The sequence below is a fragment of the Peptoniphilus hominis (ex Hitch et al. 2025) genome, from assembly GCF_040096015.1.
Classification (GTDB): Bacteria; Bacillota; Clostridia; order Tissierellales; family Peptoniphilaceae; genus Peptoniphilus_A; species Peptoniphilus_A hominis.
Genome location: NZ_JBBMFO010000002.1, coordinates 95,447 through 103,569 on the forward strand (window position 1 = coordinate 95,447; position 8,123 = coordinate 103,569).

8 protein-coding genes are annotated in these 8,123 nt (G+C 31.1%); all 8 read left to right on the forward strand.

Annotated features, from left to right (window positions below; all coding sequences use genetic code 11):
* Nucleotides 1–95 precede the first annotated feature (95 nt).
* The gene (locus WMO19_RS02020) at nt 96–1,961 is read left to right on the forward strand and encodes a hypothetical protein (protein WP_349169997.1); all 1,866 of its coding nucleotides are present in this window, start codon (nt 96–98) and stop codon (nt 1,959–1,961) included.
* On the forward strand, nt 1,954–3,330 hold the full coding sequence (locus WMO19_RS02025) for a hypothetical protein (RefSeq protein ID WP_349169998.1): 1,377 nt from the start codon (nt 1,954–1,956) through the stop codon (nt 3,328–3,330). Before WMO19_RS02020 ends, WMO19_RS02025 begins: the two co-directional genes overlap by 8 nt.
* 1 nt (nt 3,331) lies before the next feature.
* Complete coding sequence (locus WMO19_RS02030; protein WP_049690784.1) at nt 3,332–3,733, forward strand: phage holin family protein; 402 nt, start codon at nt 3,332–3,334, stop codon at nt 3,731–3,733.
* On the forward strand, nt 3,734–4,543 hold the full coding sequence (locus tag WMO19_RS02035; RefSeq protein ID WP_349169999.1) for an N-acetylmuramoyl-L-alanine amidase: 810 nt from the start codon (nt 3,734–3,736) through the stop codon (nt 4,541–4,543). It abuts the gene before it with no gap.
* 176 nt (nt 4,544–4,719) lie between these two features.
* Nucleotides 4,720–5,286, forward strand: coding sequence for a TetR/AcrR family transcriptional regulator (locus tag WMO19_RS02040; protein ID WP_349170003.1), 567 nt, complete (start codon nt 4,720–4,722; stop codon nt 5,284–5,286).
* Nucleotides 5,287–5,337: 51 nt separating this feature from the next.
* Complete coding sequence (locus tag WMO19_RS02045) at nt 5,338–5,916, forward strand: MptD family putative ECF transporter S component (RefSeq protein WP_005956598.1); 579 nt, start codon at nt 5,338–5,340, stop codon at nt 5,914–5,916.
* Nucleotides 5,916–6,596 (forward strand): energy-coupling factor transporter transmembrane component T family protein, encoded by a 681-nt coding sequence (locus WMO19_RS02050; protein WP_012291072.1) that lies wholly within the window; start codon nt 5,916–5,918, stop codon nt 6,594–6,596. The genes WMO19_RS02045 and WMO19_RS02050 overlap by 1 nt, the downstream gene beginning before the upstream one ends.
* Nucleotides 6,593–8,041, forward strand: coding sequence for an energy-coupling factor ABC transporter ATP-binding protein (locus WMO19_RS02055; protein ID WP_349170000.1), 1,449 nt, complete (start codon nt 6,593–6,595; stop codon nt 8,039–8,041). The genes WMO19_RS02050 and WMO19_RS02055 overlap by 4 nt, the downstream gene beginning before the upstream one ends.
* Nucleotides 8,042–8,123 lie beyond the last annotated feature (82 nt).

Below are 8,123 nucleotides of genomic sequence, written 5' to 3' on the forward strand. Positions count from 1 at the left end.
AAAATCTATGATTTTGTTGGTAGGTCAGATGTCGCTTTGTTTCAAATCTTTGATTTGTCAAAAAGCGACTAATGTAAAGAAATGGAGGTGATAAGTTGTTCCCTACAAGTGAAGAATATAAAACAGTTATAAAAAAGAACTCTCGTAAATTTTTCTGGACGGGAAATATCATCTTAAAAGATGAAACAATCATTCCATTTACCAATAAAGATATTCTTAAAGGGTCCGGATACATTCATCGTTCTTGCTCTGGATCTTCTGAACTTGAAATTGGTACAGTTTATGCTGGAGAGTTTGGAATCAGTCTTTTTTCAGATATAGATAGGTATTCTCTAGAGGATTCTAAGCTAGAACTTTTTTATCATCAAGAATTAGAAAATAAAAAGATTGAAACCATACCAATGGGAATCTTTGATATTATTGAGGCAAATAGGTCTAAGAAAATTTTAGAATTAAAAGGCTATGACTATATGCTTAGGTTTGATAAGAACTTTCCTGTAACAGATACCTTTGGGACAGCTTTTGAATTACTTACATTATCATGCGAGAAATGCGGGGTAGAACTAGGTATGGCGGAAGATGAGGTAAAAGCTTTTGTAAATGGAGAAGAAGTCTTAGCAATTTATCAAGACCATGATATAGAAACTTACAGAGACTTTATTCACTATATAGCATCGACTCTTGGTGCTTTTGCTGGGGTTTCTCGTGATGGTAAGTTGGTTTTAAAGAAGTATGCAGAAAGTATATCAACTGAAATTAAAACGAGAGAAAGATTTTCTTCATCAATATCAGATTTTAAGACAAGATATACAGCCATCAACTCAACAAATGCAAAGACTAAAATAGCTGAATACTACTCTTTAGAAAATGACGATGGCCTAACTATGAATCTTGGAATAAATCCATTGATGCAGTTAGGACTTCCAGAGAAAAGAAAAAGGATGTGTGAGGCACTTCTTACTGAAATTTGCAAAATTCACCACACACCTTTTGATATGGTAACTATAGGAGACCCAAGTCTTGATGTTGGAGATAGGATAGCTATTTCTTATGAAGAAGAAAAGATTGAAGGACTTATTACTGACATAGAATACAAGATAAATGGTAAGCACAGGATTTTAGGAGTTGGGAAGAATCCATATCTATCCAAGGCTAAAAGCAAGAATGATAAGAATATAGTAGGACTGTTAAATCAAATTGAATCTGAAAAATTAGTAGTTCATGCCTATTCTAATTACTCTGCCTTTAGTCTTTCTACAACAGATACACCAATAATTCGTATAGAATTTGCCTCCAATAAAGAAACGGAGGCAATTTTTAATGCATCTATCTTGTTAAATATCATCTGTGATTCTGAAGAAAAAACTAGAAAGATATCAAGAAAGGTTAAGAAACAAGTAGAGGTTTTAAATAATGATGGGAAATCCTATGATCCTCCAAAGTTTGAAGAAAAAGAAGAAGTAGAGGAATTAGACTTTATTGAAAACATAGAAATACCAACAAGGCTAGTTATTACTTATGTTTTTAATGATACGAAAATAGAACATCACATTCCAAAAGAAACCTACTTAAGTGGTGACCACATTTTAAATCTTTTTTATCCATTAACTAAACTTCAGGAAAAGACTATGAACAATTTCTCGGTATTAATTAGGCTTGAGTCTGGTCAAGCAATGATTGGAAAAGATAATGCTATCGCAGCTATATCTGGTCAGTCTCTTGGTTCTACAGAGGCTTGGGATGGAAAGCTTAAGATTGATGATTCTTGGAAGAAGATAGAACTTAGCCATTCATTTCTTCTTAGGAAACTTAAAGCAGACTACAAAGTAGAAAGACAAATACCAACACCGATTATATTTAATGAAAAAGTAGGAAGATTTAAATATCAAGGATTGGTGCTTGGAAAATATAAAGAAGAAATCACTACAGAATTTAAAGATAAGGGGGAAGAAAATGCTTAAGGGTAAATCAGTCATTGAACTAACTGATGTGAGGACAAATAGGAAGGAGATATATGAAGATGAAAACTTAATAACGAATGCAGTTCCAGATTTATTAAGGCTGAATCCATCAGGGCTTATGTATCCGATATTTAAAACCAATGCAGAGGAATACAAGGAAGAAATATTTCCAATATCAAATAAGTGTTATGGGGGTATTTTATTATTTGAAGCTCCTCTCGATGAAGATTCAAATAAATATATAGCACCTGCAAATAATAAGATAATTGGATATGCATCGAATGATGTTAATTCAACAGATGCACCAAAAAGAGGCTCTGCCAATTTAACTGAATCTACTCCTATAGAAAACGGATATAAATTTGTATGGGATTTCTCAACATCACAAGCAAATGGAAGAATATCTGCTCTTGCACTAACTCATTATAAAGGGGGGAGATATTTTTATGGAGATGCTTATGGTAGGCAGTCTTGCTTAAGGTTAAATTACACCTATACATCCATAGATAATGAAATTTTGAAAGTTTACGTAGGTATGGTAGAAGCTGATGCTCTCCATAATACAATTACTTCTGTTTGGCCATTGGAAAACAAAACATTAGAAATATTAAAAATGCAAGAACCATTAACCAGTGTTGGATTAAATGATCCAATCTTTAAAAATGCTCCTCAAAATATAGAAAAGACGACAATCTCTATAGAAGACTTTTATAAAAATATCGGAACGTACGACTGGTATGAATCAGGTTTTTTCGATGGTAAAGATGGCTATTACTATGGCTTCATAAGAAATCTTGAAAATAATTATACTGACTTAAATAGGATAAAGATAAAAAAGGATGATTGTAGCTATACGATAGATCATTGGAAATTAAATAATATTAGACTCTATAGAATTGGATCATACCCATCAAGTTCTAATAGTGCCTATAAAAATGGTTATAGCTTGCTAAAGAATGGATATCTATACGTCCCTGATACTGACTGTAATAAAATCTATAAAATTAATGCTAATAATCCGGTTGATGTTTCAGAAATAGCCGTTGATTTTGAAATGAAATACACATCTGGAGAAAGTACAAGTTTAGGAATTTATGAATGGGGTGACTATATACTGGGATATAAATTTGTGATTGATGGAGACGATAATATCATTCAAACGAGCAATGCAACTTTTTATGACATGATGACTCCATCTATTGAATTGGGACCGTTTAGAGTAGGATATGGGGCTTTTAGAGGAAATCTCTATAAAAATTTATATTTGCACACTCCATACCTTGGAACAATTAATAACTTATCAAGCCCAATATTAAAAACAGCAGATAAGACAATGAAAATAACGTATACCTTAACAGAGGAGGAATAAAATGAATAAGTTTTTAGAAATATTAAAAGTATGCTTTACAGCCATTGGAGGATGGTTGGGATTTTATCTTGGAAGTGTAGATGCATTTATTTATACGCTGCTAGCTTTTGTAATAGCTGACTATTTAACAGGAGTTTTAAGAGCAGGAGTCGAAAGAAAGCTATCCTCATCCATAGGATTTAAAGGGATAGCAAAAAAGATTATGATTTTTATAGTTGTAGGTATCGCAAACCTATGTGATGTAAATTTAATTAAAGGTGATGGGACAATGATAAGAACTGCCATCATCTTTTTTTATATAGCAAATGAAGGGCTCTCTATTTTGGAAAACTCTGTAGCACTAGGCTTGCCAGTACCAGAAAAACTAAAGGCGATTTTAAAACAATTCAAGGAGGAAAAATAAATGAGCAACAGTCCATTAGTACAAGCAACAATTCTCTCACCTAACCATAGTGGAAGAAGGAATCAAAAGATTACTAAAATAGCTATCCACCACGCAGCTGGAGTTATAAATGGTAGAAATCTTGCTGGAGTATTTGTGCCAAGGTCAAGACGAGCATCAGCTAACTATAATTTAGGATCTGACGGAGTTATTGTTTTAGGAGTTGATGAAGCCAATAGAGCCTGGACAACCTCATCTTCCTGGTGTGACAACCGAGCAGTCACAATTGAAGTAGGAAACTCTACGAGGGGACCTCAGTGGTTAGTTTCTGATTATGTTTTAAATAGACTAATTGATTTAGTGACAGACATCTGTAGGAGAAATGGAATCTATCCTTGTACCTATACTGGAGGTAAGGATGGCGTTCTTCAAAAACACGAGTGGTATAAAAACACAAATTGTCCTGGTCCATATCTAGGCAGCAAGTTTCCATATATTGCAAACGAGGTTAATAAAAAGCTTAGAAGCGATAAGACTGTTAGTAAATCAGTAAGTGGACTATATAGAGTTAGAAAATCTTGGGATGATACTAAAAGTCAGAAAGGTGCATTTAAGAATTTAGATAATGCCAAAAGATGTGCCGACAGATTTGGATTAAAAGTATTCGATGCCAATGGAAAGATAGTATATCCAGTTGGAAAGACAATCGATGAGTTAGCAAGAGAGGTTATACGTGGGAAATGGGGAAATGGAGAAGAAAGAAAAAGAAGGTTAACTCAAGCTGGATATGATTATTATGCTGTTCAGAAAAGAGTAAATAAATTAATTTAATAGAATAAGATATAAGCCTGATAGATTCTTAGTTGAGGAATTTATCAGGCTTTTTTACATAAATTTTATGTATTGTTTTCTTTTTTACGTTTTGCTATTGAAAATCTTTATCATATAACGTATAATCAAATTAACCGACACAAGTGTCGGCAGTAGGTGGTTTTATTAATCAAAGAATGTCTCAAGAAGATAGAAAAAAAGAAATACGACAAGCAGCTATTAAAGTTTTTTTGGATAAGGGATTTAGAAATACAGTTATGAATGACATTATGGAAGCTACTGGGCTTTCTAGAGGTGGTTTGTATCATCATTATGGTTCTACCCATGAAATTTTATACGACATTATGTTAGAAGGAAATAAATACAGAGAGAAGATAATCTATGATGAGATGAATAAAACAAGTCAGGATTTTAGCGAAGTTTTATCTGAGATTATTTTAGAAAAAATGCTATATCAGAGTGACTATGTTTCAATTTATGCAATGTTTTTGCAGGAATTAAATCATGACGATAAGTTAAAAGACTTATATAAGAAACTAAAAAAATCATCATCTGATAGTATTCTAATGTTATTTGATGAAGATGTAAGAGGTGAATTAAGTGAAGCTATCGAATTAATAACTGATTTTATTAACACATTTATTCTAGGTTGTGAAGTTCTAAATGCAAGAGAAAATTTTGTGAAGAACAAACTTGCATTAAAAAAAATGATAGGAATTATCTTAGATAATAATGCTAAGTAAATCTTAGGGTTTACTCAGAAAGAAAAAACATATCTTAAATTGGAGGTTTATATGAAATTAAAAGATATCGTACAAGTTACAATTTTTACAGTAGTGGCGTTTATATTAAACATGGCTGTATCAACAGCAACAGGAATGTTAGGAACTTTATCCTTATATATTGCGGCAGGATTTTCTTCCTTTGTAGTAGCTCCGCCATTTATAATTATGGCTAAAAAATTACAAAAAAGAGGAATAGCTTTTATATTTTTCATGTTGCTGGGTGTATTTTATGCATTAAGTGGATATTGGCCAATGCTTATAGTAAATGCCATCGCAGCTATTGTAGCAGAATTAATTATAGGTAACTATAAAAATGATAATAGAGTTGCCTTAGCATTATCTGCTGGAATGTTTGTTATTTCAATGCATGCAATGACATTTGTAAGATTACTTGGACCAGAAAAAATTGTTGAAGTTTTTAGCGTATTTACAAAAGAACAGGCTGCCTTTATGGATGCCTTTTTTACACCAAAGGCAATGCTAATCTCAATAGGCATTAATATCGTTTTGGTATTAATAGCAGGAAGATTTGGATTATATATAAATAATAAGTTTTTTAAAAAGAGTAAAAAATCAGGAATATTGTAATGGAAAACATAAGGAGAGATGACAACTGTCTTGTAAATCCTATAATCTTATTTGTTTTAATTTTAGCGTTTTCGATTATATTATTTATAACAGATGATATTGGCTACTATATTATGATAGGAATATCAATGTTTCTAACCTTAACTTTTTCCTTAAAACAATTTATTAAACAACTAGCAACAGTTCTTATCTTGTTAATTGTTGGCAAAACATTAACTATTATAGACTTAGGAATAGGTGGAAATGCAATTTTAGGTCTTGTAGAAATCGTATTAAAACTCTTTCCGATATTTATTATTGGCGGTATTCTTGTGAATACATCACCACTTAAAATGATGAGTTCACTTAAGTTTTTACACATTCCAAATGTGTTTGCTCTAAGCATAGTGATAGGAATGAAGTTTATATCAGAGATGGGGTTAAGGATTAAAGAAATAAAGAATGGCATGAAGGTAAGGGGGCTAAGATTAAGTCCCCTCCATCCTGTTAGGTCTTTTGAACTTTACTTCATCCCTCTTATCTATAAATGTTTGCAAGTGAGTGAAACTTTGACTTCATCTATTATATCTAAAGGAGCAGAATATAGAGGGGAAAGGACTAATTATCATAAAATAACTTTTAAATTTTTTGATATCGTATTCTTACTTTTAGCTATTTTCTTATTGTGGAGGTCAATATGAATGTAATAGAAGCAGATATTAAAAAATTCTCTTATGACGGAAATGATAAGGTAATTTTAAAAGATATAGAGCTAAATATTAAAGAAGGGGAACTTGTTGTTATAAGTGGTTTATCTGGTTGTGGAAAAACCACGTTAACAAGAATATTAAATGGTTTAATTCCGAATCATTATCAAGGACAATTATATGGACAAGTATCTATTTTAGGAAAAAATATTTCGCAATATAACAACGGAGAATTGGCAAAGTATATAGGAAATGTTTTTCAAAATCCAACAGATCAGTTTTTCGCAAATATTGTTGAGGATGAGCTTGCCTTTGTTGGAGAAAATTTAGGAATGGAGCTTTCAGAATTAAAGAAAAGAGTTGATGACTCTTTGAGTGTGATGGGAATTGAAAATTTAAAATATAGAAATATCAATTCTTTATCAGGTGGACAAAAGCAAAAAGTTGCTATCTCATCTACTCTTGTTTATGATACTAAAATAATTTTCTTTGATGAACCATCATCAAATTTAGACTATAGGGGAATAGTCGAACTTAAGAATATTCTTGAAAAATTAAAATCATTAGGAAAAACGATAATAATATCTGAGCATAGATTGTTCTATTTAAATGATTTATATGATCGTTTTTTGTATATGAAAGATGGTAAAATCGAAAAAGTTTTTAAAAAAGGTGAATTAACAGAAAAGGATTGTAAAAATTACTCTTTAAGAACAATTAACTATAATTTTTTGCTATCTGAAAATATTGATAATTGCAAAAATGTAGTTGAGGATATAAGTGGAGCTGGTATTTCTATTGGTAAAAAAGAATTAATAAAAAATTTAAATATAAGCTTATATGAAAATGAGATAATGGCGATTATAGGTAAAAATGGAGTAGGTAAAACGACTCTTGCAAGATCTTTAGCTGGTTTATTAAACTTTAAAGGCAAGACAAGCTTTGGGAGAAATAAAAAAGAAAGATTAAGAAACTCTTATTATATGATGCAAGATGTAGAATACCAAATATTTTTTGATACGGTGGAAAATGAGCTTTTACAAAAAGATAGAATTAATGACGTTGGATATTTAAATAGACTTAGAAACGAATTAAAACATATTGACCTTTGGGAAAATAGGTATGACCATCCACAAAATCTATCTGGTGGACAAAAACAAAGACTTGCACTATTAACTGCTTGTTTAAGTGGTAGAAAACTAATAATTCTTGATGAACCTACGTCAGGTTTAGATTACAAGAGAATGAATGATATTTCTGAAATAATAAAAAGATATTCAAAAATATATCCTTTTGCCATAATAACTCATGATATAGAACTTATTTTTAAAGTTTGTAATTCTGTGTTAATGCTTGAAGAAGATGGATATAAGAAAGTATATGTTCAGGGACATGAAAAAGAAATTTTGAAATTTATTAAAGATGGACTGATTGTGTAAGGAGTTGATTTTATGAAACAAGATATGAAAGAACAATTATTAACAAAAAGACCCATAGATTTACTTTTTCAATTATCTATCC